Origin of the sequence: uncultured Dysosmobacter sp. (assembly GCF_947631635.1) — a bacterium.
Lineage (GTDB): Bacteria > Bacillota > Clostridia > Oscillospirales > Oscillospiraceae > Oscillibacter.
This window is the reverse complement of record NZ_CANRMB010000004.1, coordinates 91,134-117,117: the sequence shown is the minus strand read 5'-3', so window position 1 is coordinate 117,117 and position 25,984 is coordinate 91,134. Positions and strand designations below refer to the sequence as shown.

General features: G+C 55.8%; 22 protein-coding genes. 6 read left to right on the top strand and 16 right to left on the bottom strand.

Annotated elements, in window-relative coordinates; all coding sequences use genetic code 11:
* The first annotated feature begins 35 nt into the window (after positions 1 to 35).
* Both dnaG and rpoD read left to right on the top strand, forming a co-directional pair.
* Positions 36 to 1,820, top strand: coding sequence for a DNA primase (dnaG, locus tag Q0Z71_RS03820; RefSeq protein ID WP_298018505.1), 1,785 nt, complete (start codon positions 36 to 38; stop codon positions 1,818 to 1,820).
* Positions 1,813 to 3,276, top strand: a complete 1,464-nt coding sequence (gene rpoD, locus Q0Z71_RS03815) for an RNA polymerase sigma factor RpoD (protein ID WP_298018502.1) — start codon at positions 1,813 to 1,815, stop codon at positions 3,274 to 3,276. The genes dnaG and rpoD overlap by 8 nt, the downstream gene beginning before the upstream one ends.
* 390 nt (positions 3,277 to 3,666) lie before the next feature.
* On the opposite strand, the gene Q0Z71_RS03810 is transcribed toward rpoD, so the two are convergent.
* Entirely contained in the window at positions 3,667 to 4,038 is a 372-nt protein-coding gene (locus Q0Z71_RS03810) for a DUF3888 domain-containing protein (protein WP_298018499.1), read from the bottom strand.
* Positions 4,039 to 4,136: 98 nt separating this feature from the next.
* Positions 4,137 to 5,312: an IS110 family transposase gene (locus Q0Z71_RS03805; protein WP_298018496.1), complete on the bottom strand. Its 1,176-nt coding sequence runs from the start codon at positions 5,310 to 5,312 to the stop codon at positions 4,137 to 4,139.
* A gap of 265 nt (positions 5,313 to 5,577) precedes the next feature.
* Here Q0Z71_RS03805 and Q0Z71_RS03800 point away from each other — a divergent pair, with 265 nt between their 5' ends.
* Positions 5,578 to 5,904, top strand: a complete 327-nt coding sequence (locus Q0Z71_RS03800; RefSeq protein WP_298018572.1) for a helix-turn-helix domain-containing protein — start codon at positions 5,578 to 5,580, stop codon at positions 5,902 to 5,904.
* 70 nt (positions 5,905 to 5,974) lie between these two features.
* On the opposite strand, the gene Q0Z71_RS03795 is transcribed toward Q0Z71_RS03800, so the two are convergent.
* The 4 genes from Q0Z71_RS03795 to Q0Z71_RS03780 form a co-directional block, all read right to left on the bottom strand.
* On the bottom strand, positions 5,975 to 6,163 hold the full coding sequence (locus Q0Z71_RS03795) for a hypothetical protein (protein WP_298018493.1): 189 nt from the start codon (positions 6,161 to 6,163) through the stop codon (positions 5,975 to 5,977).
* An 85-nt stretch (positions 6,164 to 6,248) separates the two neighbouring features.
* Positions 6,249 to 7,142 (bottom strand): DMT family transporter, encoded by an 894-nt coding sequence (locus Q0Z71_RS03790; protein WP_298018490.1) that lies wholly within the window; start codon positions 7,140 to 7,142, stop codon positions 6,249 to 6,251.
* Positions 7,143 to 7,188: 46 nt separating this feature from the next.
* On the bottom strand, positions 7,189 to 9,018 hold the full coding sequence (gene recQ / locus Q0Z71_RS03785; protein WP_298018486.1) for a DNA helicase RecQ: 1,830 nt from the start codon (positions 9,016 to 9,018) through the stop codon (positions 7,189 to 7,191).
* A 344-nt stretch (positions 9,019 to 9,362) separates the two neighbouring features.
* The gene (locus Q0Z71_RS03780) at positions 9,363 to 10,763 is read right to left on the bottom strand and encodes an MATE family efflux transporter (protein ID WP_298018569.1); all 1,401 of its coding nucleotides are present in this window, start codon (positions 10,761 to 10,763) and stop codon (positions 9,363 to 9,365) included.
* A 149-nt stretch (positions 10,764 to 10,912) separates the two neighbouring features.
* On the opposite strand from Q0Z71_RS03780, the gene Q0Z71_RS03775 reads away from it, so the two are divergent.
* Positions 10,913 to 11,449, top strand: a complete 537-nt coding sequence (locus tag Q0Z71_RS03775; protein WP_298018483.1) for a PadR family transcriptional regulator — start codon at positions 10,913 to 10,915, stop codon at positions 11,447 to 11,449.
* A 72-nt stretch (positions 11,450 to 11,521) separates the two neighbouring features.
* Here Q0Z71_RS03775 and Q0Z71_RS03770 read toward each other — a convergent pair whose 3' ends face one another.
* Positions 11,522 to 12,589: a hypothetical protein gene (locus Q0Z71_RS03770; RefSeq protein WP_298018480.1), complete on the bottom strand. Its 1,068-nt coding sequence runs from the start codon at positions 12,587 to 12,589 to the stop codon at positions 11,522 to 11,524.
* 192 nt (positions 12,590 to 12,781) lie between these two features.
* On the opposite strand from Q0Z71_RS03770, the gene Q0Z71_RS03765 reads away from it, so the two are divergent.
* The gene (locus Q0Z71_RS03765) at positions 12,782 to 13,849 is read left to right on the top strand and encodes a D-alanyl-D-alanine carboxypeptidase family protein (RefSeq protein ID WP_298018477.1); all 1,068 of its coding nucleotides are present in this window, start codon (positions 12,782 to 12,784) and stop codon (positions 13,847 to 13,849) included.
* A gap of 173 nt (positions 13,850 to 14,022) precedes the next feature.
* Here the strand turns inward: Q0Z71_RS03765 and Q0Z71_RS03760 are convergent, their stop codons facing one another.
* The 3 genes from Q0Z71_RS03760 to Q0Z71_RS17075 form a co-directional block, all read right to left on the bottom strand.
* A complete protein-coding gene (locus Q0Z71_RS03760; protein WP_298018474.1) occupies positions 14,023 to 17,343 on the bottom strand; it encodes an S-layer homology domain-containing protein in 3,321 nt (1,106 codons plus the stop codon).
* A gap of 459 nt (positions 17,344 to 17,802) precedes the next feature.
* Entirely contained in the window at positions 17,803 to 19,620 is a 1,818-nt protein-coding gene (locus Q0Z71_RS03755) for a hypothetical protein (protein WP_298018471.1), read from the bottom strand.
* Positions 19,621 to 19,736: 116 nt separating this feature from the next.
* On the bottom strand, positions 19,737 to 19,928 hold the full coding sequence (locus tag Q0Z71_RS17075; RefSeq protein ID WP_363316674.1) for a tyrosine-type recombinase/integrase: 192 nt from the start codon (positions 19,926 to 19,928) through the stop codon (positions 19,737 to 19,739).
* Positions 19,929 to 20,030: 102 nt separating this feature from the next.
* On the opposite strand from Q0Z71_RS17075, the gene Q0Z71_RS17070 reads away from it, so the two are divergent.
* Positions 20,031 to 20,219: a hypothetical protein gene (locus Q0Z71_RS17070; RefSeq protein ID WP_363316673.1), complete on the top strand. Its 189-nt coding sequence runs from the start codon at positions 20,031 to 20,033 to the stop codon at positions 20,217 to 20,219.
* 416 nt (positions 20,220 to 20,635) lie between these two features.
* Here Q0Z71_RS17070 and Q0Z71_RS03745 read toward each other — a convergent pair whose 3' ends face one another.
* The 6 genes from Q0Z71_RS03745 to Q0Z71_RS03720 form a co-directional block, all read right to left on the bottom strand.
* Positions 20,636 to 21,814, bottom strand: coding sequence for a PLP-dependent aspartate aminotransferase family protein (locus Q0Z71_RS03745; protein WP_298018465.1), 1,179 nt, complete (start codon positions 21,812 to 21,814; stop codon positions 20,636 to 20,638).
* Positions 21,815 to 21,883: 69 nt separating this feature from the next.
* Positions 21,884 to 22,540 (bottom strand): hypothetical protein, encoded by a 657-nt coding sequence (locus Q0Z71_RS03740; RefSeq protein WP_298018462.1) that lies wholly within the window; start codon positions 22,538 to 22,540, stop codon positions 21,884 to 21,886.
* 43 nt (positions 22,541 to 22,583) lie between these two features.
* Positions 22,584 to 23,894, bottom strand: a complete 1,311-nt coding sequence (locus Q0Z71_RS03735) for a TRAP transporter large permease (RefSeq protein WP_298018460.1) — start codon at positions 23,892 to 23,894, stop codon at positions 22,584 to 22,586.
* The gene (locus Q0Z71_RS03730; protein WP_298018457.1) at positions 23,878 to 24,381 is read right to left on the bottom strand and encodes a TRAP transporter small permease; all 504 of its coding nucleotides are present in this window, start codon (positions 24,379 to 24,381) and stop codon (positions 23,878 to 23,880) included. Before Q0Z71_RS03730 ends, Q0Z71_RS03735 begins: the two co-directional genes overlap by 17 nt.
* Positions 24,382 to 24,458: 77 nt before the next feature.
* Positions 24,459 to 25,553 (bottom strand): TRAP transporter substrate-binding protein, encoded by a 1,095-nt coding sequence (locus Q0Z71_RS03725; protein WP_298018454.1) that lies wholly within the window; start codon positions 25,551 to 25,553, stop codon positions 24,459 to 24,461.
* Positions 25,537 to 25,977: an aconitase X swivel domain-containing protein gene (locus Q0Z71_RS03720; RefSeq protein ID WP_298018451.1), complete on the bottom strand. Its 441-nt coding sequence runs from the start codon at positions 25,975 to 25,977 to the stop codon at positions 25,537 to 25,539. The genes Q0Z71_RS03725 and Q0Z71_RS03720 overlap by 17 nt, the downstream gene beginning before the upstream one ends.
* Positions 25,978 to 25,984 lie beyond the last annotated feature (7 nt).

Here is a 25,984-nt window from a genome sequence, read left to right as displayed (position 1 = left end):
CTTGGCTAAACTGACCGAAAGGAGGGACAGCGGCTGTGGCATTCCCCCAGAGCTTTATGGACGAGCTGGTTGCCAGAAGCGACATCGTGGACGTGGTTGGCAGCTACGTACAGCTGTCCCGCAAAGGCGCCAACCTGTTTGGCCTGTGTCCCTTTCACAACGAAAAGACCGGCTCCTTCTCCGTCTCCCCGGACAAGCAGATCTACTACTGCTTTGGCTGCAAAAAGGGCGGCGGCGTGGTGAATTTCGTCATGGATATCGAAAACCTCACCTTCCCCGACGCGGTGCGTTTTCTTGCCAAACGGGCGGGGATGGAGGTCCCAGAGGAGACCGGCGACCGGGAGGCGGGCAGACGCCGCCAGCGCCTGCTGGACCTGAATCGGGACGCGGCCCGGTTCTATTATCAGATGCTCCAACAGCCGGAGGGCCGGGCGGTGCAGGCATACCTGGACCGCCGCCGGATCCGGAAGGCGACCGCTGTCAAATTCGGTATGGGCGCCTCCCTGGACTCCTGGGACGCCCTTTTGACCGCCATGACCAAAAAGGGCTACACGAAGTCCGAGCTGCTGGACGCGGGCCTGGTGGTCCAGAACCGGAACGGCGGCCTGTATGACAAATTCCGCAACCGCCTGATGCTCCCGGTCATCGACACCCGGGGCGACGTGGTGGCCTTCGGCAGCCGGGTGCTGGACAAGTCCGAGCCCAAGTATATGAACTCCTCGGAGACGCCGGTGTACTCCAAGCGGCGTGTGCTGTACGGCCTGAACCTGGCAAAAAAGACGCAGCGCCCCAACATCATCCTCTGTGAGGGAAACCTGGACATCGTGACGCTGCACCAGGCGGGATTCGACAACGCGGTGGCCTCCATGGGCACGGCGCTGACCGTGGAGCAGACCCGGCTCCTCTCCCGGTTCACCAAGGAGCTGGTGCTGTGCTACGACAACGACAATGCCGGAAAGATCGCCACGGAGCGGGCGCTCCAGATTTTAAATAACTCCGAGTTTTCCGTCAAAGTCCTCCAGCTGCCCCGGCGGCTGGTGGACGGTGAATATGTCAAGCAGGACGCCGACGACTTCATCAAATTCCAGGGGCCGGACGCCTTTGAGCGGCTGCTGAACGGCAGCGAGAACGGTGTGGAATTCCGCATGGCCCAGGTGGCCGGAAAATATGACCTCTCCGGTGACGAGGCCCGCATCGCCTACTGCGAGGAGATCAGCGACCTGCTGGCCTCCCTGTCCAGCGCGGTGGAGCGGGAGATCTATACCGTCCGGGCCGCCGAGACCGCAAAGATCACGCCGGTGGCCATGAAGCTGGAGGTCCAGCGGGCCTTCAAGCGCCGCATCGCCCGGGAAAAGCGGGCGGAGCTGCGGAAGGACCTGAACCCCGCGGCGCAATTGCAACCCAAGGACCGTTCCCTGCGGTACGAAAATCTCCGTTCCGCCCGGGCGGAGGAGGGCGTCCTGCGCCTCCTTCTGCTGGACGAGAGCCTGTTCCCCGCGGAGGCGCCCCTCAAGCCGGAGCAGTTCTCCTCCCCCCTGCTGGGGAAGGTATTCGGGCTCCTCTGGCAGTCCAGGGAGTCTGGACGCCCCGTTTCGCTGGCCAGTCTGGCCGATCTGCTGTCGTCGGAGGAGATCAGCCACATCACCGCTGTCTGCCAGCAGCCGGAATCCATCCAAAACGGCAGGCAGGCGCTGGCGGATTACATACGCATCGTACAAACAGAAGCTGACAAACGGACCGGCGCGGCCATGGACCCGCTGCTGGCGGCAACAGAAAAATACAAAGACAAAAAGGGTACTGGAGGAAAGCAGCATGTCTAATAAAAAGGAATTGACCCCCGAGGAGCTGGAGCAGCAGGCAGACGCGCTTCTGGCTGCCGCCGAGGCGGAAGAGTCTGTTGAAGATATGGAACCGGCCGCAAAACCCGCGAAAAAGGCTTCCCATAAAAAGGGCACGGCGGAGGCAGGTCAGGAGCCCCCCCATGTCATGACCGATGAGGAGGCGAAGAAGGCCGGCATCGTCCGTCTGGACGACAAGCAGGTGGCCGCTCTCCCCGCCGCCAGCTGGCTGATCAACAGCGAAAAGCTGCGGGAGCTGCTGGCCCGAGGCAAGAAAAAGGGCAAGCTGGAATCCGCCGAGCTAATGGAGGCCGTGGACGAGCTGAATCTGGAGAGCGAGCAGATGGACCAGCTCTACGACTCTCTGGAGGCGCTGAACATCGACATCAGCGCGGACGAGGACCTGCTGCCGGAGCTGCCGGATGACGAACCCGCCGCCGAGGAGATCGCCGACGTGGAGGAAGAGGAGCTGGTGGACCCCAACACCCTGGTGAACAACTTCTCCATCGACGATCCCGTCCGCATGTACCTGAAGGAGATCGGCAAGGTCCCCCTGCTCTCCCCCGATGAGGAGATCGACCTGGCCCAGGCCATGGCCGCCGGAAATGAGGCCTCCCAAAAGCTGGAGGAGTTGGAGCGCTGCCGGGAGTCCGGTGAAGCGGTAACGGTGACGCCGGAGGAAGAGGCCGCCTGGAAAAAGGATTTCAACAAGGGCGAGACCGCCAAGCAGAAGCTGGCGGAGGCCAACCTCCGCCTGGTGGTGTCCATCGCCAAGCGGTATGTGGGCCGTGGGATGCTGTTTTTGGACCTGATCCAGGAGGGCAACCTGGGCCTTATCAAAGCCGTGGAGAAATTCGACTACACCAAGGGCTATAAGTTCTCCACCTACGCCACCTGGTGGATCCGGCAGGCCATCACCCGGGCCATTGCGGACCAGGCGCGGACCATCCGCATCCCCGTCCATATGGTGGAGACCATCAACAAGGTCATCCGTGTCAGCCGCCAGCTCCTCCAGGAGCTGGGCCACGATCCCTCCCCCAACGAGATCGCCGCCGAGATGAACATGCCCGTGGAAAAGGTCCGGGAGATCTTGAAGATCGCCCAGGAGCCCGTCTCTCTGGAGACTCCCATCGGCGAGGAGGAGGATTCCCATCTGGGCGACTTTATCCCCGACGAGGGCGCCTCCGAGCCCTCCGAGGCCGCCTCCTTCACCCTGTTGAAGGAGCAGCTGATGGACGTGCTCTCCACCCTGACGCCCCGGGAGGAAAAGGTGTTGAAGCTGCGCTTCGGCATTGAGGACGGCCGCACCCGCACCCTGGAGGAAGTGGGCAAGGAGTTCAACGTCACCCGTGAGCGCATCCGGCAGATCGAGGCCAAGGCTCTAAGAAAGCTGCGCCACCCCAGCCGGAGCAAAAAATTGAAGGATTTTCTGAATTGATAAAAAACAGGCCCGCTCACAGCGCATTGCCGTGGGCGGGCCTGCTTTTCTTCTATAAAAACACAGCGCAACGCCAAATTGCGCGATAGTTGGTGGCGGCAACCGGACATTTCTGGTATAGTCAACGCAGTTGAAAAGGAGCTTGTGCGTTTCCTATGAAGTCAGGCCCAGAGGGCCGCATATACGGTCTGCAACGCTGCACAGCAGCGCTGCATGGAAAAGAATCCACCGGATTCTTTTCCACTGTGCCGACTATAAACCGGCGCCATCAGGAAAGACCAGCTATCAAAAGTCAAGAGGTCATCTGAAAAAGCAAATATGGAAAAAGGGCAGCAAAAAAGCAGGCGACCAAGGCCGCCTGAAGGAGGGATTGAGCTGAGATTCATTCATTTAGTCCGGCTCGTCTTGGTGGTCAAAGCTGATTAACTGAACTTTATCAAGAGGACCAATATAGAAAGTCATTGTTTCAAGGCCATTCGGTGGGTTATGCGCACCATGGAAGGTCTCTACCCGTATGACGACCTCATAATAGGGTGATTCTGGAACTTTTTGGACGCTAAGGACTTCTTGCCGCCAATATTGTCTGGGTTCTCCATAGTAGTCATCAACAGCCGTAGTAGTCGGCTGATACAACAGCCGCAAGATGACCTGTTCCGACGCATCCATGGATATTTCTTTTTGGGATTCTGCCGTGGCACCTGTTGACAGCAAGACAGCTGCGGTAACCATGATTCCAGCAGCAAACATAGTGATTTTACGCATCATAGCACCCCTAAAATAGGATGCCCCACATTAGTTGAACATTCCGCTGGGAACAGCAGAAAACTATGTCAAAGATAGAAGCCTTTGGGATATGAGGTTCAACAGTTTGGCACGTAGGGCTTTTTATCCCGTAAGACGGCGTAGATGATAAGCGTGAGTTTTCTGGCGACAGCGCCAATGGCTGTGTAGTGATGCTTTCCCTCTGCCCGTTTCTTTTGATAAAAGGCAGAAAGGACGGGATCATGGAAAGCGGATACCGTGGCCGCCAGCCAAATGGCACGGCGCAGATGCGGGGGGCCGCGCTTGGACATCTTGTTCTGAGTCCCGGTAAACTCACCGGATTGATGGACAGAAGGATCGATGCCTACGAAAGCAACCAGCTTCTTTGGCTCTGGAAAACGGGAAATGTCCCCAATTTCGCTGAGAATGACCACACCAAGTACCTTGCCTACGCCGGGGCAGGTGGTAATGCAGGTATCCAGTTTATTCATGCGTTGCTCGATCTCAAAGTCCAATTCATCCAGTTGCCGCTCCAACAAATCTATCTTTTCCAGAAGTTGCCGCAGCTGCAAAGCAAATGCTGACGTAGCAATGGTAATTCCAAAGGAGTTTTTCGCCGCAGCCCGGATTTCCTCTGCTTTTGCCTGACCAAAGCGCCCACAGCTTGCTTTCTTGAGTATGGCACAAAGCTCCTCCGTTGGGACAGCAAGCAGTTCTTCCGGTGTAACAGCAATATCCAAAAGTTCTTTTGAGGTTTTACCGAACATGTTGGTAAAGAAATGCTGATACTCTGGGAAAACGCGATCCATGACGCCAATGATCTTCCTCTTTTGGTCAGCGATATAGTCTACCAGATCCATGCGGTGCCGACAGAGCTGGCGCAGAGCGAGGATATCTTCATCTGCAAGCTCTGTGTTGCTGAAACGGCCAATGCGAATCGTTTCGGCAATGAGAAAGCTGTCTTTGGCATCATTTTTAGCTTTGCGGAGGAACAAATTGCGCACGGCGTCAGACTGCAGCGGATTGATGACATTCACCTGAAAGCCCTGGTCGAACAGAAAACAGTATAGCGACAGCCAGTAGTGGCCTGTGGCCTCCATACCCAAAACAATGGTTTGCTTTTCCGGGTTGCATCCATGAAAATAGTCCATGAGTGTGCTGGCTCCGGCAGTCGTGTTGGGGAAACGAAGTGTTTTTGCCAACTGCCGTCCAGTTTCGTCAATGACACAGGCTTCATGATAATTTTTTCCGATATCGATTCTGCAAATAAGCATAGTATATCCCTCCAGGTATTTTGCGGATAGTCCTCACAGCTCTTTGCGGACTACAGCCTCGTTTGATATTCGGAGAGAAACCAACATCCAGCTTATTCGTAGACCACCGCAAAGGTAGAGGCGGCACCCTTACGAACGGGTATTAAACCCAAGGAGGTGAACTCCGACCTCTATCCGCTGCTTGCATTGTACCTTAGCTGCCCCTCTGGGGCAATCCAAAATACGACTTTATTATACGAGGAGGTGAACTACCGTGCTCAACACAATGATCTTTTCGATCTTCGGCCTGGTCATGCTGGGTCTGCTGATCTTCTTTCTCGTTCTTATCGCCCGTGCCCTCTTGAAATACATCTATACAAAGGACATCCGCGAGGAACGGTCCACGGTCAAAAAATCATTGGGAGAGGCGATCAAGGCGCACCGCGCCCGCTGTAAAATGTCCCAGGAATTTGTGGCGGAGGCCGTCGGCGTCAGCCGACAGGCCGTTTCCAAATGGGAGCTGGGGACCTCCGAACCCAGCACTTCCAATCTTCTCGCGCTTGCAAAGCTGTTCGGCATCTCCGCAGAGGAGCTGCTGCGGGAGGTCCAGTGACAGCTCTCCGCTGTATCAAGGAAACGGGCGGCCGCTGACGCAGCCGCCCGTTTCATCTAATCGGTAAATATCAAGTTGGCTCCATGGCCGCCGCGGCTATTCGCCTGCGGCGGACGTACTCTGCCGCGTAGGAAAACATCCGCTGGAAATGATAGGCGGAGCACGCCGCCCGCCGAGCCGCGCCCTCCAGGGTGATCTCCCCTGTCAGGTTTTCCTCCACATATGTCATTGCGTCATTGAACCTGTCCAGCCATTCCATCCGCACCGCTCCTTTCTGTCTGCCAGGATACCACGTCCCACGCCCGCCTGTTCTCGCGTTTCGCGGGCAGAAAAAGAGAGGTGCGTCAGCCCTTCCGGTCTGTGAGGGACCGCCAGGCTAACTCTCCGAAGTTGAACAGGAACACGCCCAGCAAAATGATCCCGCCGCCTACCAGCGTGGCCCGGTCCGGGACCTCCCCTGCCAGCAGAAAGCCCATGAGACTGCTCAAAAAGGGCGTTGCGAACATATAATTGCTGACCTGGGAGGTCTTTTCCGCTTTTGAAAACGCCTTTGCCCAGGCCACATACCCCACAGCGCTGGAGCCAACGCTCAAAACGCCCAAATACACCAGCTGCACCGGGGGGGCGCTGGCCACCTCCTGGAAGGACCCCCGCGCAAACACCGCCAGCAGCAGAGTTCCGGCAAAAATGCCATATGTAGAGGTCTGCATGGCGGTATAGGTCCGGGTCAGCCGCCGCTGGAGCAGGTTATAGACGCTTAGAGACAGGGCCGCCAGCAGCATCCAGAACAGGCCGGAATTGATGGAAAAGACGCCGGTCATCAGCGTCATCACCAGCACGCCCACAAATTCCAGCAGGATGGCCGCCCACTGGATAGGGCGCAGGGATTCCCGGTAGACCGCCCAGGCCAGCAGCGCCGTGATCATCGGCGCCGTGGCGATGACCACGCTGCCGGTGGCCGCCGTCACCTGGGCCTGCCCCATGTTAAAGGCGATCATGTATACAAAAAAGCCGATGGCTCCCGCGGCCAGAAACCAGGGCAGGTCCGCCTTTTTCGGCAGCTTCATCCTGTTGATCGCCATGAAGACCAGCAGGATGGCAGACGCGATCAAATAGCGCAAAAAGCCCAGGGCAAAGGTCGAAAAGTGCTGAAGGGCCAACTTCGTCATCACATAGGCCAGTGACCAAAACACAATGGTGGTAGCGGCATATGGATGAAAACTGTCTTTCAGGCGCATGGTGATACCTCCTATAATTTTCTGTCTTTGAAGCAGCTCCGCCCGGTCATGAATATCCGCCGGACTCGAACGCGCTGATCTCCGCCAGGAACTGCCGGCCGTACCGCTCCGCCTTGGCGGCGCCCACGCCGCTGACCGCCTGGAGCTCCTGCAGGGAACCGGGGCGGCACAATGCCATCTCCCGCAGGGTCTTGTCGGTGAACACCACATAGGCGGGCACCCCCTGCCGCCGGGCGATCCCCGCCCGCAACGCCCGCAGGCGGCCAAACAGCTCCGCCGCCGGGCCGTCCAGCTCGCCCGGAGCCTCCTTCCGGGACGGGGCGGGGCGCTGATCCCGCACGGTCTTCATCCACAGGGCTGGGCCGTTCCGCACGATATCCTCCGCCCGCTCTCCCAGGCGCACCACCGGATACTGCCCGGGGCTGAGAGTCAGTATCCCCTCGTCCAGCAGGAAGCGGATACGCTCCCGGACCTCCTTCTGGGGCAGCTCCCGCAGCGCGCCATAGCTCCGCTCCCGGTCCAGATGGTATTTCCGCACCTTGTCGGTCTCCGCGCCGCAGAGGGTCTCGGCCACGATGCCCACGCCAAAGGCCTGGTTCAGCTCCGCCACGCAGGCCACGATGGTCCGGGCCTCCCTGCCGACATCCACCTCCTCAAAGTTGTGCAGGCAGTTATAGCAGGTGCCGCAGCAGTCCGGGGCGGACTCCCCAAAGTATTGCAGGATGTATTGCCGCAGGCAGTGCCGGGTGCGGCAGTAGCCCGCCATCCGCCGCAGGCGCTGGAGGTCCCGCTCCTGCAGCCGCTCCGCCGTCGCAGCGTCCATCCCCTCCCGAAGCTCGCCGTGGGTAATGAGGAATTCATTGGTCCGCACATCCTGCCCGCTGTACAGCAGAATGCAACTGGAGGGCAGGCCGTCCCGCCCGGCGCGGCCCGCCTCCTGATAATAGCTCTCGATATCCTTTGGCATGTTGTAGTGGATGACATACCGCACGTCGGACTTGTCGATCCCCATGCCGAAGGCGTTGGTGGCCACCATCACCTGTGCCCGGTCATAGAGGAAGTCCTCCTGATTTTGCCGCCGCTCCTCCGCCTCCAATCCGGCGTGGTAGCGGGTGGCGGAGACGCCCCGCTCCCGCAAAAACCCACAGACCTCCTCCACGTTTTTCCGGGTGGCACAATAGACGATACCGCACTTACCGGGGCGCCCCTTCACCAATTCCAGCAGGGCCGCCTTTTTGCTGTCCGGCTGCTGCACCTCGAAGTACAGATTCTCCCGGTCAAAGCCCGTGGTGATCCGCAGGGGCTCTTTCAGGGCCAGCAGCCTCTCGATGTCCTCCTTGACATCCGGCGTGGCGGTGGCGGTAAAGGCTCCTACCGCCGGGCGCTTTGGCAGAGATGCCACAAACGCGGGGATATTCAGGTACGAGGGCCGGAAATCCTGCCCCCACTGGGAGATGCAGTGGGCCTCGTCCACCGCCACCAGGGAGATGTCCGCGTGCTCCGCAAAGCTCCGGAATCCCTCCGTCTCCAGCCGCTCCGGCGCCACATAGATGATCTTGTACCGGCCCGCTCTGGCCCGGTCCAGCGCCAGGAGATACTGCTTGAAGGTCAGGCTGCTGTTCAAAAACGCCGCAGGCACGCCCATCTGCACCAGCTGCGTCACCTGGTCCCGCATCAGGGACACCAACGGCGAGATCACCAGGGTGATACCCGGCAGCAGCAGGGCCGGGACCTGGTAGCACACGGACTTCCCCGCCCCGGTGGGCATGATGACCAGGGCGTTCCCCCCGGCAAGCAGGGCGTCGATGACCGCCTCCTGCCCGCCCCGGAAGGCGTCATAGCCAAAATATGTTTTTAAGGCCTCCTCTTTGGTCATGGGGGTCCCGTTCCTTTCTCTTTTTAAAACACTATCTCCATGATACCACAGATCCCGCCGAAATGCTCCCCCTTTTTTCAAGATGCGGCATACGCAAGGCTTACCCGGACTGGATGTCCCTTATGGCGCTGTCGAACCATCTTTATGCGTAAGTCCCCGCAGCTTTTATAATGAAATAACTTAAAAAACGGCAAATCCACTTTTCAAGTGTCACAGCGCATGTGCGCTGTGGCAGGCCGCAGACCGCGGCCTTGATTGAAATTTCATCATCAATCCCTGTGCGCTTTGCGCACAGGGATTGATGATACAGCGGCGGGGAGCCCTGCATAGAGGCTGCGGTCCGGTCAGGAGGCGGTGCTGTGGTCAGCGCCGTTTTTTGTCTCTCCAGAAGCAGCCGCCCACTCCGCCGCCAATTCCCGGTGAAGGCGCAGGGCCATCCATCCTGTGACCGCTGCGGACAGCACATCGGCCACCGGCTGGGCATACAGGATGCCGTTCAGCCCCCAGACTTTCGGAAGGAGCAGCATGACGGGCACAAAGCAGAGGCCCTGGCGGCAGGCACCCAGGATGCATCCCTCCCTTGCCCTGCCCATGACCAGGAACAGGAAGGAATACACCGTATAGAAGCCGAAGAGCAGAAACGACAGGCCGTTCGCCCGCAGCGCGGCCTGTCCGATCCGGACCATCTCCCAGTCCCCCTTTGTAAACAGGGACATGATCTGTGTGGGAAAAAACGCCGCCGTCAGGCCAAATCCCACGCAAAATGCCGTGGACCAGATCAGCGACACCCTGATCGCCGCAAGGAGCCGGTCATACCTCCCGGCGCCGTAGCTGAACCCGGCAATGGGCTGAAATCCCTTCAAAAATCCAAAAACCACCAGCGTCCCCATGGACATGATCTTCGCGACCGGCCCCATGGCTGCCTGGACGGAGCCGCCATAGTCCTTTGCCGCGGCATTGACCATGGCGATGGAGAGGCTGGTCAGCAGCTGAAAGACCAGGGTCGGAACGCCGATCTTCAAAATTTCGGACAGGATCGCTCTGGAAAAACAGCAGTCCCCGGCGCGGAAGCGGAACACGCTCTTTCCCCGGAGGATGTATCCCAGGTAGAGCAAGGCGGAGACGGCCTGGGAGACGGCGGTGGCGATGGCCGCGCCGGTCACGCCCAGGCCCATGGTGTAGATGAATACGGGGTCCAGCAGCACATTCAGCGCCGCGCCGGACCCCAGCGCCAGCATGGCCATTCTGGCGGCGCCCTCGCTGGATACGATGTTGTTCATCGTGACATTGAATACGTTGAAAATGGAAAAGGCAATGTAGATACCCGTATAGGCGAGGGCGTCGGGCAGCACCTCCTCCAGGGCCCCCAGCTGTCTCAAAATCGGCCGCAGAAACAGCAGGGAGCAGAGGATCACCGCCCCGCCGGTCAGGACGCTGCCGTATAGGGCTGTGGCAGCCACCTGGTTTGCAGTCTCCCGGTCTCCCCGGCCAAGCAGTCTGGAGAGATAGGCCGCCGCTCCATTGCCGAACAGCAGTCCCAGGCCCACGACGACCTGTCCCAGGGGGAAGGCCACGGTGACAGCTGCCATTGGAACCATTCCCAGTCCCCCCACAAAATAGGTGTCCGCCAGATTGTACAGCGCGTTGATCAGCATCCCCGCCATGGTGGGAAGTCCCAGTGCCAAAAGCGCTTTGGGGATCGGCGTGCTCCCCAGCAATTCCATTTTTTGATTGGGTCCTGTCATCATAAATCTCCCTTCAAATTTATTTTACAGTAATATAAATTATAGTAGTTGCGCAACGAGTGATATTGTACTATCATTTAGAGTATCTGTCAAGCAAAAACTATCATCTGGTTTGACAAACTTGAAACACGGACGAAAGGCGGCATATGATGGCGACTATTGATCTGATCGTGCTGGGTATCCTGAAAAAGGAGCCGTTAAGCGCTTATGACATTCAAAAGCTGGTGGAATACCGCAATATCTCAAAGTGGGTGAAGATCAGTACGCCATCCATCTATAAGAAGGTCCTGCAATTGGAGGAAAAGGGCCTCATCGCGGGCATGGCCATACGGGAGGGGAAAATGCCGGAAAAAGTGGTCTACTCCCTGACAGACGCGGGCGAGCAGGAATTTGAAAGCCTGATGCTGGAGATCTCCCGCAGGCCGGTCCACATCTTTCTGGATCTCAACGCGGTCATCGTCAATCTGGACAGCCTCCCACCGGCGGAACAGCAGGCGTGTCTGGACCATATTGCGGAAAATATCGGTGTTTTGAAGGCCTATCTGTCTGAAAATCTCGCCGCCAAGGAACACGCCCCGGAGATCCCCGAGGCCGGTCTGGCTGTCCTGCGTCAGCAAATGATCCTCGCCCAGGCGATCGAGACCTGGATTCAAACCACCAAGGAGCAGTTTTCCGGCGGTTTTTGAATGCTGGACACTTTCCCATGCAGAACAGAGGGCGCACTGCCATACGGCAGCACGCCCCCTGTTTCCATTCTTTTATCCCAAATAACTGAGCAGCCGCCCGGTCTCCATGGCTGCCAATGCCCGGACCCCGTCAAAATCCACATAGGGATTGTAGACCGCCTCCAGCTTGTCGTGGTTGGCTTTGGCGTCCTTCAGGGCCGCGATCCCCTCCTCCCGGAGCAGCGCCGCCATCCGGGTCTGGAACCGCAGGCGGGCCTTTCCCTCCGGCTCCGCCATGGCGTCCAGCCGGATACGGCGGAAGGGCTTTTTGCCGTAGTCCATGCCGGACCGGGAGGTGACAAAGGCCAGCCCCAGCCCTGGCACCAGCAGGTGCTCTATGCGCTCCGGCTCCTCCGGAGACAGGCAGGCGATGGTGTTCCAGCCGTTTTCCGCCGCCGCCTGATGGAGGCGGGCCAGACTCTCCCCCGCCAGCTCCCAGCTGTCCGCAAACTCATACACCTTGGGACACAGGGCGTCCACACTGTCGTATCGCCAGATATAGCCTTTGTGGGTGATGCTCCCCAGAAAACGCCGGGTGGTCCTTCCCTGCTCGCCGCCCTTCTCCCGCAGCTCCCGACTGATGATACCGTTTACCCGCCGGGCCGCCCGGGCCGTGTCAAAGTTTTTTCCAACCGCCGCCACCGCGTCCAGCTCCACTTGACGGGCCGCTTTCAAGCTGTGGTACGCCCGCACATAGGCGGCCTTATAGGCGTGGGTGTGGGCCTTTACCTCGTCTGCGGCGGCTTTGGCGGCGGTCAGGTCATAAAATCGGCCCAGATCCACGTAGCGGTCCACAGCCGCCGGATATTGGGGCTCTATGACGTGGGGCGAGGTGCCGTCCACCACGGCGCACCGGATTTCCGGCATGACCACGCCGTCCAGGGAGTCCGGATCGCCGGAGCACCACAGATACTCCACCTTGGTGCCCGCCTGCTCCATGGAACGACCCACCTCCCGCATGAAGGTGTTTTTCCCCACGCCGGGGCCGCCCTTCAGCACCATGAAGTCGTATGTATCCTCAATGTCCACCATCTCCGGGAACAGATTTTGAAATCCCTCGCCGCTGTTCGCACCGGCGAAAAAGTTTGTCACCTGAGCCATAACGGTCCCTCCAGATCCAAGTTTCATTTTCAGACTATGCAAAAACGCCTTGACCTGACAGCGTTTTCGGCCTGTCTTTCCAGAAAATCTGAAATATGGGGAGGGAATCTCTTCCTGTTGAAAAATCATGGTGAAATTTGTGGAGCTTTCTGGTATAATAAAAAAAATGTCTAATTTCCTAAGGAGCCTCCCATGGACGATCAATATACACCCATCCTCACCGAAGAAGAACGGGCCGCCCGCCGGGCCCGCCGAGCCAAGCTCCGCAGGCAGAAACAGCGGGCCAGGCGGATCAGGCGGCTGAAGCTGCTCCTGGCGGCGGCCGCATTGGTTTTGCTCCTGGTGATCCTGCTTCTGGTCTTTGGCAAGCAGCCGGAAACAGCGCCGGAGCCTCCCCCCTCTGTCCCAGCCGCGGAATCCGCCGCTTTGCCGGAGGAAAACGCGGATCAGCCCTATTCCGCCGCGGAGACCGCCGCCACCGTCCAGCTGGGCGACGGGATCGACAGCAGCTACGCCGTTCTGATCGACCTGCAATCCAATACCATTCTGGCGGAAAAAGGTGCGCATACCGTCATCAGCCCCGCCTCCATGACCAAGCTCATGACGCTGCTGGTGGCGGCGGAACATGTGACCGACCTGGACGATACCTTCACCATGACCATCGACATCACGGACTACTGCTATGTCAACGGGTGCAGTGTGGTGGGTCTGGACATCGACGAGACGGTCTCCATCCGGGAACTGCTCTACGGCACCATCCTCCCCTCCGGCGCCGACGCCTCTCTGGGCCTTGCCGTTTACGTGGCCGGCTCCCACGAGGCCTTTGTGGAGCTGATGAATCAAAAAGCCGAGGAGCTCGGTATCGCGGAGACCACCCACTTCACAAACTGCGTGGGCATCTATGACGAGGCCCACACCTCCACGGTCTACGACATGGCTATCATCTTAAAAGCCGCCATGGACAACCAGCTGTGCCGGGAGGTCCTGCGGGCCCGCACCTACGAGACGGCCCCCACAACGGCGCATCCCGAAGGGCAGATCCTCTCCAACTGGTTCCTGCGCCGCATTGAGGACCATGTCCCCAGCACGTTTGAGGTCATCGGCGCCAAGACGGGCTATGTGGTCCAATCCGGCTCCTGCGCCGCCAGCTGCGGGGAAAATGCCGACGGCGGTCAATATATCTGCGTCACAGGTGACGCCGGCAGCAGCTGGCGCTGTATCTTCGACCATGTGGCGCTGTATGAGGAATATTGCAGTTAAAGCCACCACAAAGTGGGTGACTTTGATACTACCAACAGCAGAGCACCCCAGGCAGTTGCAAACTGCCTGGGGTGCTTTTCGTTGTATATGCGGCGCAGTATATAGATGGCTTCCCTGATTGCCTTCCCGAATACAAGCGGCAATCTATCCTCTCCCTGCTGTGAAAAATATGTTTACTTCACAACCTCGCCGCCGGGGGCAGAGTGGGCCGTGGACCAGGCGTGCTCGAAGGCCGCCCAATCCCTCTGTTCCAGTTTCTTGGTCCACTCCTCCATATACTTCTTGTCCTTGCCCTTGGCCAACCACTTATAGTCGTGGCTGTTGGTGGCCTCCTGCATGTCGGCATAGTACCAGTCGCCGGGGTTGTTGTCCGGCCAAGTGATCATCTTTCGCTCAGGCAGCAGATGGTCCTCGTCTGGCTTACGGCCCAGGGCGCGGTTCACGATGACGCAGGATTGGGCCCGGGTGATATGGGCATTGGGCCGGAAGGTGCCGTCCTCAAAGCCCTGGACCAGGCCCACACGGGATGCCGCTTCCACGTAATCGGTGTACCATGCATCCGGCTCCACATCTGAGAAGTAGCCCCCATACTCCTCCTTAGTCGTCTCAAAGAAGCCCACTGCCATCTTGGCAAACTGAGCGCGGGTGATCTTACCGTAGGGACGGAAGGCACCGTCTTGGAAGCCGTCAATGATGCCCATATTGGTCAAAGTGGAGATGGCGTTGTTGCACCACAGGTCGGAGCCGCAGTCGGAGTAGCCGTTGGTCTGGCTCCAGTACTTGTCCCGGGCCTTGTCCGTCAGCAGGCGGAAGAAGATGGTGGCCACTTCGCCCCGGGTAATAGTACCGTAGGGCCGAACTGTACCGTCCTTGTAGCCGATGATGTAGGAGTAATGGTCGTCGGTATTCAGCTTGGGATCGTCATCATCGGGGTCCGGCCTGGTGGGATCGGGCTTACTGCTCTTGGTGTTGGTGAAGGCGGCAGTGGCGTTCATGTCCTTCTGGATCGTGCCGTTTGCGCTGGAAGACGTGGTGGTGTATCCGCTCACCGCCGCTTCGGTCACCGTGTATTTGATCCCGGCGAGCAGTCCTGCGGCGGTTATGCTTTGTCCGTGCTTCAGGGTGAAATCGGCGGAACCATTTGTAAAGGTCATCCCGCTAAACTGTCCGTTGATAGGAGAATCAAGGGCCACCGTGAATCGGAATTCCCTGCTGGTATCCGCCCCGCTTCCGGCAACGGTCTTGGAAACCGTCAAACCGCCTTCAGCAGCCGGATCTTCAGCCTTTTTCCAGTTGGCCACAAAGGTAAGACGGCCAGTTGTTCCCGCATCTACTTTCAGCGTGGGGTACGCTCCCCCCTGACCGGCATTTCCCGTCACTGTCGTATGCTCTCCCAAGCTCCAATGGGAGAATTCATACCAGCCGTCAGCGGCAGATACCGGGCCGGGATTTACCAGCGTAAAGCTATCCTTCACTGTGTACCGCGCGGGGTTCGCCGTCACCGCGGCCAGTGCGCTGGCTGACTCCGCCGGAGAATCGTCGGCATTCTGATAGGCAATGGTATACCCGATGGGCTGCACCAGATAGGTGATGACTTCGGGAATGGCATTCCCGGCCAGGGCGCTCATCGGCTGCGGCTGGCCCTGCGCATCAAGCCAGGTCAGTTTCTCATAGTCTGTTACTGCCGCATATGTCCCATCAGCACCTTTGTTGACCAGCTGATAGCCTTCTCCGGTCAGCGCCTTGACTGCATCCGCATCGGGCGTTGCCACAGTCTGGTCCGCTTCTGCCTGGATCGTCTTTACAATGGTGGGATCAGGCTTCTTCTCCGTCCCGGCCTCCACAAAGTTCACCATGTAGCTGCCGGTAGTCTGGGGGTCGTAGTAGAAGACAGCGTTATAGTCCCCTCCGCTGCCTGCCAGCGCCAGAGTCTTGTTTGTCTCTTGCGGGATATATCCAGTCTGAAGCTCTGCCGTCAGATTCAGGACGGTGCCGGGTGCGTACGGCTGATCCTTCCGCACGTCCTTTGCCAGCACATAGTAGGTTTTCCCGCCGCTTTCAACGATTTCTCCAGCGTCGTTGATTTGAATGGCAGTAAAGTCCTCAGGCTTGTCACCATCCCGCAGCGTTTCGGTCACATAGTAGACGGTGTAGCGATACTTCTCCTTGCTGGTCGCCGTCCATACAGCGGCAACATGCTGGTCTTCTATGATGACCTCATCAAAATTAAAAAGTTCTCCGGTCGCCGTTCCATCTGCGTCGGATTTATACCACCCCTTCATTGTATAGCCGCTTCTCACAGGACGGGGGATCTCTGCGTCAGCATCCGTGATCTTGCTGTTTGCGGGGACCTCCTCGACGATATTGGTACTCGCTTTGCCCACCTCGCCGCCGTTCAGATGGAAGGTCACCTTCAGCATGGGCCTCTCCCAAATGGCATACAGGAGCAGGTCGCTGCCAATATAGAAATCACCGTCTATCTGGGCCTGCGGTTCACTGGGATCAGCATTGTTCTCCGCTTTCCACAGCATATTGACGCCCGCCGGACCCAGGCCCCAGCCTTTGAACTTCCATTCCACGGGGCCATCCGGATTCCGGTCGGGGCAGACAGCCACCGGGTCTCTTTCGGGATAGGTCCAGAGATATTTGGGCGCACCGTCCACCGTTTTTTCCTGGTTCGTGTCTTTGAAATACAGCGGGAACGCGTATTCCTCCTGGGTGACATGGGCGTTGTAGGGCAGTTCAATGTGCCCCAGCTCTGTCTCGCTTTCCTCAACATCCGCTTTTGTGTTCGCCGCCATATATCTGATCGTATACCGCTGCCGGTTATAGTAGAAATAGAGGTCGTAGGGATCATCCTTGGTGCCGACTGGGTGCGGGGCATTTCCCGCTCCATCCCAAGTTTGGCCCCAGTTGTCCTGACATTCCGTGGTGTGATCAGCAGCAGTATTGACCCTAGTCATATGCGCCCGGGCGCTGGGATTCTGCTTGTCGATCCTATTGGTGGATGTTGTAACTAATTGTCGGCCAACGGCATAATACCTGGGCGCTGTTTCACCGCTGGCTTGATACCCGCGCACGGCGTAATACCCGCCGCCTTTCACATCGTACTTGATTTCGCCATTCTGGAAGGATACCTCCATCAGATCGGTAAATCCAAATTTTGTGATTGCTTCATTGTCCGCCGGTACCAGATACAGGGTGTCTTTCAGGTCTGTGGAATCGCCGTGAAGCTTAAAGGTCTCCACGCCAGTGGAATCAATCTCCAGCCCCGGCACTTCATAACAGTGGGTATAGCGATAATAGCTGATCGAATACTCGGTCCAATAGGCGACCAGGTGATGTGCTGTTTCCGGATGCTGCGGGTCAGCGATGATCTCTTCGTCCATGGTTGCATAAAGACCCATGATGGTGGGTTCGCCATAGTGACTGCTACTGGAATTCACCACTGCATCATCACGGTATTTCCCCTGGGTGGTGGCCCAGGAGATCATATCGCCGCTCTTATTTTTGCTACCGTCTATCTCTACTTTGGCTAAATGTTCCTCCACTTGTGCCGCTGGCCAGACCGCCCTTAGGTCCGCGCCGTATTTGGCACAAATGGTGAGTGTCTGCGGGACCGGCATTTGTTCGGGAGCGGTTATATCTCCCCCTGCACTTGTCAGCGCCCTCATGTATCTATTATCTTTACCAGATACGTGTACTGTTTTATAATCAAATATTAAGCTGCCATCCTGAATAAATTCGGCCAAATTTTTCGAATAGCTGAAGCCGTTGGTGTTACGCGCTACATAGTAGTCAGACACTACGTTATTAACGTTGGCTGTGCCGTAATAGTAAAATTTGAGGGTATAAATATTCCGGGTAAAATACACATAGATGGTGGTTTTGCCGTCGGCGTTGGCCGTGGTAGTATGATACTCCATCCCGTTGCTGTCGCTCTCATGGAGAATCTAAAAACCGTATTGAGCATAGAACTGGCTGGCATCGGTACCGTTGATATCCCTGGCGGATGTTTTGAAATGCTCTGTGACCTGCGCTTGGATATCCTCCCGCAGGCTTTTCCTGTCTCCGTCAGGTGTTCCCTCCAGGGACGAGTCGGTGTCCACCGTCATGGTGAAGCTGCCCACGTTGCTGTAATTGGAATTTGAGCCGACACTGCCCAGCTGGGGTTCCTTGGATGTTACTGGGTCCTGAAAAGGCTTATATTTCTCCGTGTAATATTCGCTCGTCCCGCCGGTGACTTTTGCCTGCACATCGGTCAGTCCGTCCAGGTCCTCCGTCCAGAGGATCACCGTGATCTGGGTCGTATTCGGTTCCCACCTGGGATACAGGTGCAGGGCCAGCACGCCGGCGGTCTCCTGGAGCTTGGCGTTTTGTGTAAGCAGTTCGGAAGTGATTTTCAGCGTATAAACACCGCTTCCATCTTTTTCAAGCGGCGTATAGGCGGTCTCGTCATACTCCCCGTTCTCATCCGGCTGAGCGCCCTGGTTCAGATACTGCCAGCCGGCAAAGGTATAGCCCTTCCGCTGGGGTTCGGCCATCCCCGCAAATTTCACATACTCCCCCAGAGGGACCTGCTGCCTTGGGATGTAGGTGTAATCGGTGTCGAAAATGACCCGGTAGGAGTCCGCCGCCCTGTAATAGATATCCACCACTGTTCCAATGACGCCGTCATTCGACACCCGGTTTTCAATGAGCTTCTGATTGAATACCAGGGGTGCAAGCAGGGTGTATACTCCCTCGGTTTTCGCGGCAGCTCTCGTCAAGCCGCCCACGCGGCCCTGCAAATTCTCGGTATTCAGAAGGACGTATGGAACGCCGTTTTCCTCCTTGATTTTTCTGTTCTGCAGTTCATCTTCCGTCAGACCGGAAAGGTCTTTCGGAACCCAGTGGTTCACCGTGTACCAGGTGGCGTTTCGGCGGTAGCTGACATTGATATTCAGGCCATTTTCCAGTGCGTTCTTTAGCTGTTCTTCAGTCAGCGTCACCTTCAGCTTAGGCTTTACCAGAGCATTCGCGCCATGATTGCCGATTTCATGACCAGCATGCGTATCGCTTCCGCAATATGCCTGAGCGGTGTAGTCCTCCGTTTGAAGAATGCGAGCGTCGTTCCAGACTCGATTGTACTCGGTAGAATAGCGGTTTCCGTAGGTTTCGCTTAATATAGTATAGTCAGGCGCCGAATCGATTCCATGCTTTTCCTGATACGCATAGACGCTGTGGTTGGCAATATCCACGCTGAAGTCCCCGCGCTCCAGCATCTCCCGGAGCTCCTCCGCCGTTTCGTTCCCCGTCGGCTGGGTCACCAGATACTTGTTGAGCGGGGCGGGGGCCAGCACGACGCGGAAGCCCTTTACCTCGGGCAGGGGAAACTCAAGCTCGTATTTGCCGCTGGTTTTCTCCAGCCGCGCCTCCGCCTCCACGATCCCAGGCGCCGCCGCGTCGATGCCCGCCAGACCGCCGGTATTGGAATACTGGTATTTCACACGCATCCGGACCACATTGGCCGGTACAAACTCGTAATCCGAAAGCTGTCCCTGAAACACCTCCCGCAAAACGGTGCCTTCATTTCCGGTCTCGCCCACAGGCACGATCCGCCAGCCGCTGCCGACGGCATACACGATCCGCGCGCCGCCCTCACGGGCCTCGTCAAAGGATTCCACAGAAAGCGGCTCTGCTTTTATCACCAAAACGTCGCCGGAGCAGAGCCTCCTCATCAACTTCTGGTACTGCAGTCTGCCGAAATTCTTCCCACTGAGCTTATTCATGTAGATATTCTGATCCAGTACAGGAAATCCCGTAGGGCGAGATATTGCCGTTTTGCTCTTTCGCAGATACGCGAACATATCCATAAATTTTGCTTTCCATAAGAAGCATCCCTTTATTATTTGAGTACAGGTGTTTGTCCTCTAACAATTTTAATGGAAGTTTCCTCTCTCGCATAAGCCAATGTGTGCTCTGTCGGGTAGTGGTCCAGCATCTCGGAGGCCGTTTTGGGCTCTGCGCCACTCCAGAACATCAGGGTGGCGAAAGTTCTCCGCAAGTCGTGAAAGCAGATATGTTCTTTGGTCCTCATCCTTTTCAGCAACTTCTTGTGTATCCTAACAACGCAATCTGGACCGTATATCCTGCCTGCCATATACTTCCGTCTCTGGTCCGTGAAAACCAATATGATATTTTGAAAAACGAACTGGAACTGTGTAATTTTACGGGCAGTTCGCCCAATACCATCCCCCAGAATCTCTGGGCAGGCATCCATCTTGTCAATATCGCTGCCGTTGCCAAAGTGGAGGAGAATCAAGCTGTTCAGGCTGCCCGTGCTGGTCCTGAGGACAAATATACCGCCAAGCTAATCCTGCTCAATTGATTGGAACTTTGAAAGATTGTTTTATCTATATCTGCTTCGGTGTACCAGTGAAATATTTTGCCAATGGGAAAGAGCACTGCCTTTGTCTATCTCCTTAATTTCAAGAATCTCACCAATAACAGCTTTACCGTGGTCAATCAGTGAAAGCGTCAAGCATTCCTACACCATCTGAAATGCCTATTATAAAAGTGTCTCCGGCCAGGACTGGGGAGACACTGATCAGCGTGTGCTGACTTTGAACAACTCCATTGGGACAGAAAAAATCGTAAGCCTGACCCGCAGCTAACTCAATCGGATATAACAAGGACAGGCGACATTGGAAGATTCCGCAGTCTCCTGTCCTTGTTTTCATATAAACCGGTTAAAGGGGGCCAACACCTTTATGCGAACAGCCCCTGGCATGGCCAGGGATATCCTCATACCAATCTACTGGCCGCAAAAGCCTGCTGCAGGTCATCAATTAAATCCTCGGCATCCTCCAAGCCCACACTAAAGCGGAAAAAACCCTTTCGATAAATGGCAGGATAATGAACGAGTTTATCGCTTGTCTGATCATAATAAACAATCAAACTCTCTACATCTCCCAGAGAAACGGCGTGTGTTACCAGCTTCAGAGCATTTAGAAACTGTTGGTGTGCAGTCTCGTCACCGTTGATGTCGAAGGAAATCATACCGGAATACTGGCCGTTCATCATCTTTGCGGCCCGTTCATGCTGGGGATGGCTTTTTAGGCCCGGATACCAAACAAAACGGACAGCGGGGCTCTGTTCCAGAAATTCCGCTACAGCCAAAGCCACGGCGCTGTGCTGCTTCATGCGCAGGGGCAGGGTGATGAGTCCTCGAGTGATTAGCCAGGCATTGAAGGGGCTGAGGATACCGCCGAAGTTTACCATAGCCATTTCTTTTACCTGCTCTAAAAGCTCGGTGCGGCCTAGGACACAGCCACCCAGTGAATCGCCATGGCCGTTAATGTACTTGGTCATACTGTGGATCTCTAAATCTGCCCCCAGCTCCAACGGAAAGATACAGACAGGTCCGGCAAAGGTGGCGTCCACAGACAGCAGAGCGTGCGCAGCGTGAGCGATATCCGCGATAGCGCTGATATCGCTGATGCCGGTAGTGGGATTGCCTGGCGTTTCCACGTGAATCAACTTTGTGTTGGGGCGCACTGCGGCCTTTACCGCTTCTGTATCTGTAGTGTCGACAAAAGATACCTCCACATGATACTTTTCTGGCAGATATTTTCGGAACAGCAGATTGGTGGCGCTGTAGCAAACTTCGGAAACGACGGCGTGATCACCGCTATTCAAAAAAGGTATAAATACACCGGCCAGCGCCGCGACGCCGCTGGCAAATACCGCACAGTCCTCCGCACCGGTGAGGGCGCAGAGTTTATCCTGCAGGACCATCTGGTTCACATTGCGGTTGCGCGCATAGATGTTGCTGTGGATACCGCTCCAGTCTACCGGAGTGCCGTCCGTAGGAATGCGGTAATTGGAAGTCATATAGATTGGTTCATTGATAGCGCCGAAGATATCATCTCTCCGGGCGCCGCCATGGACGGCTTTGGTCTGAATATTGGCTTTGTGCTTCATAAAACTGTCTCCTTTGGACGCATCGAACCGAGGAGCCGATACGTTTTCCATAAGTCGTTTTGGCAGTGGTCAATTTGTTTTCCTGCCTCTTTCTGCATAACGGCGCAGATCTTCCACATATGCCCTGGACTCCCGGGCCGCAAGCTCCAGGTCCTCAGAGGGAAAGTACAGTGCCACCGTAAAGACCCCAGCCTCAAGCCATGGCTCCAGATTCCTATGAACTTCGCCAGCCTCGAATACAAACATAAACGGGGCCCCTGAAAATAGAGAACGCATCATCGCCAGCAACTCCGGCGTATAGCCGATCGTAGGGTAAATCTTGACTGCGTCGGCGCCCAGCCGGAAAGCTTCCGCAAACTCGTTGCAGGTAGAACCGGCTGGGAGGTAAGGGATTTGATAAAGGCTACAGAGTTCAGCAATGTCTGAATCAAAATTCGGCGCTGCGATAAAATCGAAGCCTGCGGCAATGATTTCTCGGGCCATGACACAGTCCCGCACCGAAGCAATGCCGAAAACATAGGAGTCGGTTCCGTACTTTTGGCGGAGCTTTTTGGCCGCTTTAAGGACAATGTGATAGTTAATAGGGCAATCAATAGACAGCGTGTGGATTCCCGCCTGTATATAGGTCTCGGCACGGGCCAAAATGGCCTCCTCTGAGTATTCCCTTACGACTGCCATCAGACGGTACTGTTTCATCTTTTCCAAGGTTGAAAACTTGAATTTCATAAGCATACTCTCCCAGATACATTTTTTGACCACCGGGCACGCCTCATCCCATCAAAAGGCCAGGCAGCCACAAGGACAACACGGGCACATACATGACGAGCAACATGATCGGCAGGCACGCAAGCAGCAGCATCGGTATCAGCGGCTTGACCGTTTCGTTGATATCTGTGTTGGCTACACGGCAGGCCACGAACAAATGCATAGCCATAGGCGGTGTGGACGCGCCGATGCCGACGGCTACCATCATGATCACTCCTAATTGCAGTGGATCGAGGCCAATATAGTTGCAGGTCGGCATAATCATGGGTGTCAGCACCAGCATAAGAATGTTGGCGTCAAAAAACATGCCTGCAATCAGCAACATGATACCCAAGAGCAATAAGATCACATATGGATTTTCGGAGACAGAGGTAAAAAGTGTGACGACGATCTGCGGGACATTTTTCAAAATCAAAAACCGGCTGAACAAAGCGACCATGGGGAATATGATGAAAATAGAGCCAAGAGATTTACCGGCTTTGATAAATTCCTGAAATGTCTCTTTTCTTTTTAATTTCTTGTAGTAAAAAAGGCCAGTCAGAATCGCATACAGGCAGCCCACAGCACCGGCTTCAGTGGGAGTAAAGATACCGCCATAGATACCGCCCAAGATAATGACCGCCAGCAGAATAGCCGGAAATGCCCGGAAAAAGCTGCTACGAAGGCCTCCCCAATAGCTTTCCGCTTCTGCGCCGTATTTCATAGCATCTTCCGAAGTGACCTCCGTAACCCATTTGGGCGCCATAAAGCGGTTTAGGACGATTAGCAGCACACCCCAAATAATACCGGGGATAATCGTAGCGGAGAAGAGCCCGGCAATGGAGACATTGGCCACAACGCCGAATATGATGGCATTCATGTTGGGTGGGATCATATAGCCTAGAGGGCACGCAGCTGTCAGCATTGCGGCTACATAGCGGCGGTCGTATCCGAGTTTTTCCAGCTTGGGGACCATAATATTGCCCAAGGCGGAAACCGTTGCGAGGCCGGAACCACAAATGGCACCAAAAAACATACAGGCCAAAGGGATGGTAGCACCTACGCCGTATTTGACCTTTTTCAAGAGGTGATTAGCAAAGTCCACCAAGTCTCCCGCGATTCCGGAAACCTCCATCAGCCCGCCCGCCAGCATGTACAGAGGGACGGCCAGCAAAGAGCTGCTGCTGATTGCGTTCAAAACCAAGGGGCCTACAGTGGCCTGGCCGGTACCAGTCATAAAAATATAGACCAGCGAGCCCACTAAAAAGCTGGCAAAAACCCGGCACCCAAGGAACATGAGCGCTAAAATCACGATGACACTAATTAAAATTTCCATGTGCAAGCTCCTTTATCTGCCGGACACTCCTGGCGGCTTTGTAAATGGCCATTAACACAAGACAGATAGTGACCATAGCCGCGACCACATAGATTGGCAGCTTTATGCCGGGAGTCGTCATTCCCTGATTTTTACAATATTGTGTATACTCAAACATATAGTTGGCCAGTATGGAGACAGCTATTGCGGAAATTAAATCAATAATAAGACTGATTGGCTTCAAAATTTTGGGGGATTTGATCAATAAGCCAACGCCATCCAAGCTCAAATGCGTGTTGTCTCTGGATAAATTTGCTGCACCCAGCCAGATACCAGCCAGCATTAAATACATGGGCACCTCTTCCCACCCACCGAGGGAAACATTGAACACATACCGGACAGCGACTTGGATTAATGTCAGGACCAACAGTGCGACAACTACAAATCCCAAAAAGTAGGAGATGACGGTTGCCAGCCACTTATCCAATGCTTTAAAAAACTTGAACATAAAAACCTCCCGCTGTGAATTTGGGATAGAAGTCCAGTGTAATCCGGACTTCTATCCTCTCAAGTCAATTGAGTGGGTTATTGTCCGCTGCGGTACTCTTCCACAATGGCGACCATCTGGTCATAGATCTCGGGACCGATAAACTCTCGGTACTCTTCTTCTTTGGACTTGGCGTATTCCTGCCAGGTAGCCCGTTCTTCGTCAGTCAGGATATGGACCTGAACCCCGAACTCCTCTTCCATGCGTTTGTAGACCTGCTCATTGCCCTCTTTTTCGAGAACAGCATACTGAGAGAGGGCATCATAAGCACATTCACGTACCAACGCCTGCAAATCGGAGGGAAGTGCGTTAAAAGAATCCGCATTGACAACCAAGTTTGTTGCGGAACACCACTGCCAGTCGATATCCGTATAGTAGCCGCCTAACTCAGGATATTTATAAACATAGGTGTTCTGGGCGCTGAATTCCAGGCCATCAATTGCTTTGGTCTGCAGAGAGGTGTACACGTCGGAGAAAGACATAGGAACGGCGTTGCAGATGTCATCCCAAAAGGCGCTGACCAAGGTGTCCTGATATGTCCTCAGCTTCAAATCGCGGACGCTGTCGACGGTAGTAACCTCATGCTTAGTGTTAAAAATACCACGGAACTGCGCGCAACCGGCTCCCAGAAAGACCATATTGTGGTCAGCGAACCATTCTTCGGACAGCTTGAAAATCGGACCGTCAGGCTCACCGGCCAAAGCCTGAACCTCATCAATATCCTCAAACAGATAAGGAATGCTGTAAGCGCCGAAGCGGGAATCATAGCTGGACATAGGCTGCAGCAGTGCCATTTCCAGCTCGCCGCGCTGCACCTGCTCGAACTGCTCCAGGCTTCCTCCCAAAATACTGTCATAGTAAGGCGTAATGACCAGACGGCCATTGGAGCGCTCGTTTACGTATTGGACAAACAACGCCTGTACAACGCCGTTTCCGTTAAAATCGCTGGAGGTTTCAGGATTGGCGAAGATACTGGCCAGATTCCATTGATACACCGTATCATCAGAGGGGGAAACATCCCCGTCGCCAGTGGCGGGTCCTGTACTACTGCTGCCATTTCCGCAGGCTGTGAGCAGGCCGCACACCATGGCCACCGTCAAAATCATCCCTAAAATTTTACGTAAGTTTTTCATAATTGTTCTCCTCTCTTTTCTGGACTACAATATAACCTTCATCTGCAAAGATTTCCACAATATCACCGCTGTCGATTACATCCAGAGGATCCTGCTCCAAATCTGTGATCGCGGGGATATCCATTACAACAGCGCCCAGAATGACCTTGGTCGACACTTCGTTAAAAATCAATGCCATGGGAGCTTTGCCATTTAATTTGGCCAGGTGGAATATGCAGGACCACCCAGAAGAACCCTTCGCCCCCTGGAATACTAGGATTTTGCTGGCAAAATTTTCACCATGTATATCGCTCAATCCGTCAATGATTTCTCCGGTGTAAGGATCCGTTCCTCCCCAACCGGAAATCGTTCTCTGAGATACTATCGCAGTGCCCTTTGCGTGGCCGCCGACCACCTTACGGCCGCGAATCATGATGGTTTTCATCGCCGGT

Coding starts and splice junctions, on each gene's coding strand:
- Q0Z71_RS03775 (WP_298018483.1), top strand. CDS start 10,913: ATGGCGACTATTGATCTGATCGTGCTGGGTATCCTGAAAAAGGAGCCG.
- Q0Z71_RS03730 (WP_298018457.1), bottom strand. CDS start 24,381: ATGTTCAAGTTTTTTAAAGCATTGGATAAGTGGCTGGCAACCGTCATC.
- Q0Z71_RS03800 (WP_298018572.1), top strand. CDS start 5,578: ATGATCTTTTCGATCTTCGGCCTGGTCATGCTGGGTCTGCTGATCTTC.
- Q0Z71_RS03795 (WP_298018493.1), bottom strand. CDS start 6,163: ATGGAATGGCTGGACAGGTTCAATGACGCAATGACATATGTGGAGGAA.
- rpoD (WP_298018502.1), top strand. CDS start 1,813: ATGTCTAATAAAAAGGAATTGACCCCCGAGGAGCTGGAGCAGCAGGCA.
- Q0Z71_RS17075 (WP_363316674.1), bottom strand. CDS start 19,928: ATGAGGACCAAAGAACATATCTGCTTTCACGACTTGCGGAGAACTTTC.
- Q0Z71_RS03760 (WP_298018474.1), bottom strand. CDS start 17,343: ATGATCTCCTGGGCCACCACCCAGGGGAAATACCGTGATGATGCAGTG.
- Q0Z71_RS03745 (WP_298018465.1), bottom strand. CDS start 21,814: ATGAAGCACAAAGCCAATATTCAGACCAAAGCCGTCCATGGCGGCGCC.
- Q0Z71_RS03725 (WP_298018454.1), bottom strand. CDS start 25,553: ATGAAAAACTTACGTAAAATTTTAGGGATGATTTTGACGGTGGCCATG.
- recQ (WP_298018486.1), bottom strand. CDS start 9,018: ATGACCAAAGAGGAGGCCTTAAAAACATATTTTGGCTATGACGCCTTC.
- Q0Z71_RS03805 (WP_298018496.1), bottom strand. CDS start 5,312: ATGCTTATTTGCAGAATCGATATCGGAAAAAATTATCATGAAGCCTGT.
- Q0Z71_RS03765 (WP_298018477.1), top strand. CDS start 12,782: ATGGACGATCAATATACACCCATCCTCACCGAAGAAGAACGGGCCGCC.
- Q0Z71_RS03740 (WP_298018462.1), bottom strand. CDS start 22,540: ATGAAATTCAAGTTTTCAACCTTGGAAAAGATGAAACAGTACCGTCTG.
- Q0Z71_RS03780 (WP_298018569.1), bottom strand. CDS start 10,763: ATGACAGGACCCAATCAAAAAATGGAATTGCTGGGGAGCACGCCGATC.
- Q0Z71_RS03735 (WP_298018460.1), bottom strand. CDS start 23,894: ATGGAAATTTTAATTAGTGTCATCGTGATTTTAGCGCTCATGTTCCTT.
- Q0Z71_RS03790 (WP_298018490.1), bottom strand. CDS start 7,142: ATGCGCCTGAAAGACAGTTTTCATCCATATGCCGCTACCACCATTGTG.
- Q0Z71_RS03720 (WP_298018451.1), bottom strand. CDS start 25,977: ATGAAAACCATCATGATTCGCGGCCGTAAGGTGGTCGGCGGCCACGCA.
- Q0Z71_RS03755 (WP_298018471.1), bottom strand. CDS start 19,620: ATGAATAAGCTCAGTGGGAAGAATTTCGGCAGACTGCAGTACCAGAAG.
- Q0Z71_RS03810 (WP_298018499.1), bottom strand. CDS start 4,038: ATGCGTAAAATCACTATGTTTGCTGCTGGAATCATGGTTACCGCAGCT.
- Q0Z71_RS03770 (WP_298018480.1), bottom strand. CDS start 12,589: ATGGCTCAGGTGACAAACTTTTTCGCCGGTGCGAACAGCGGCGAGGGA.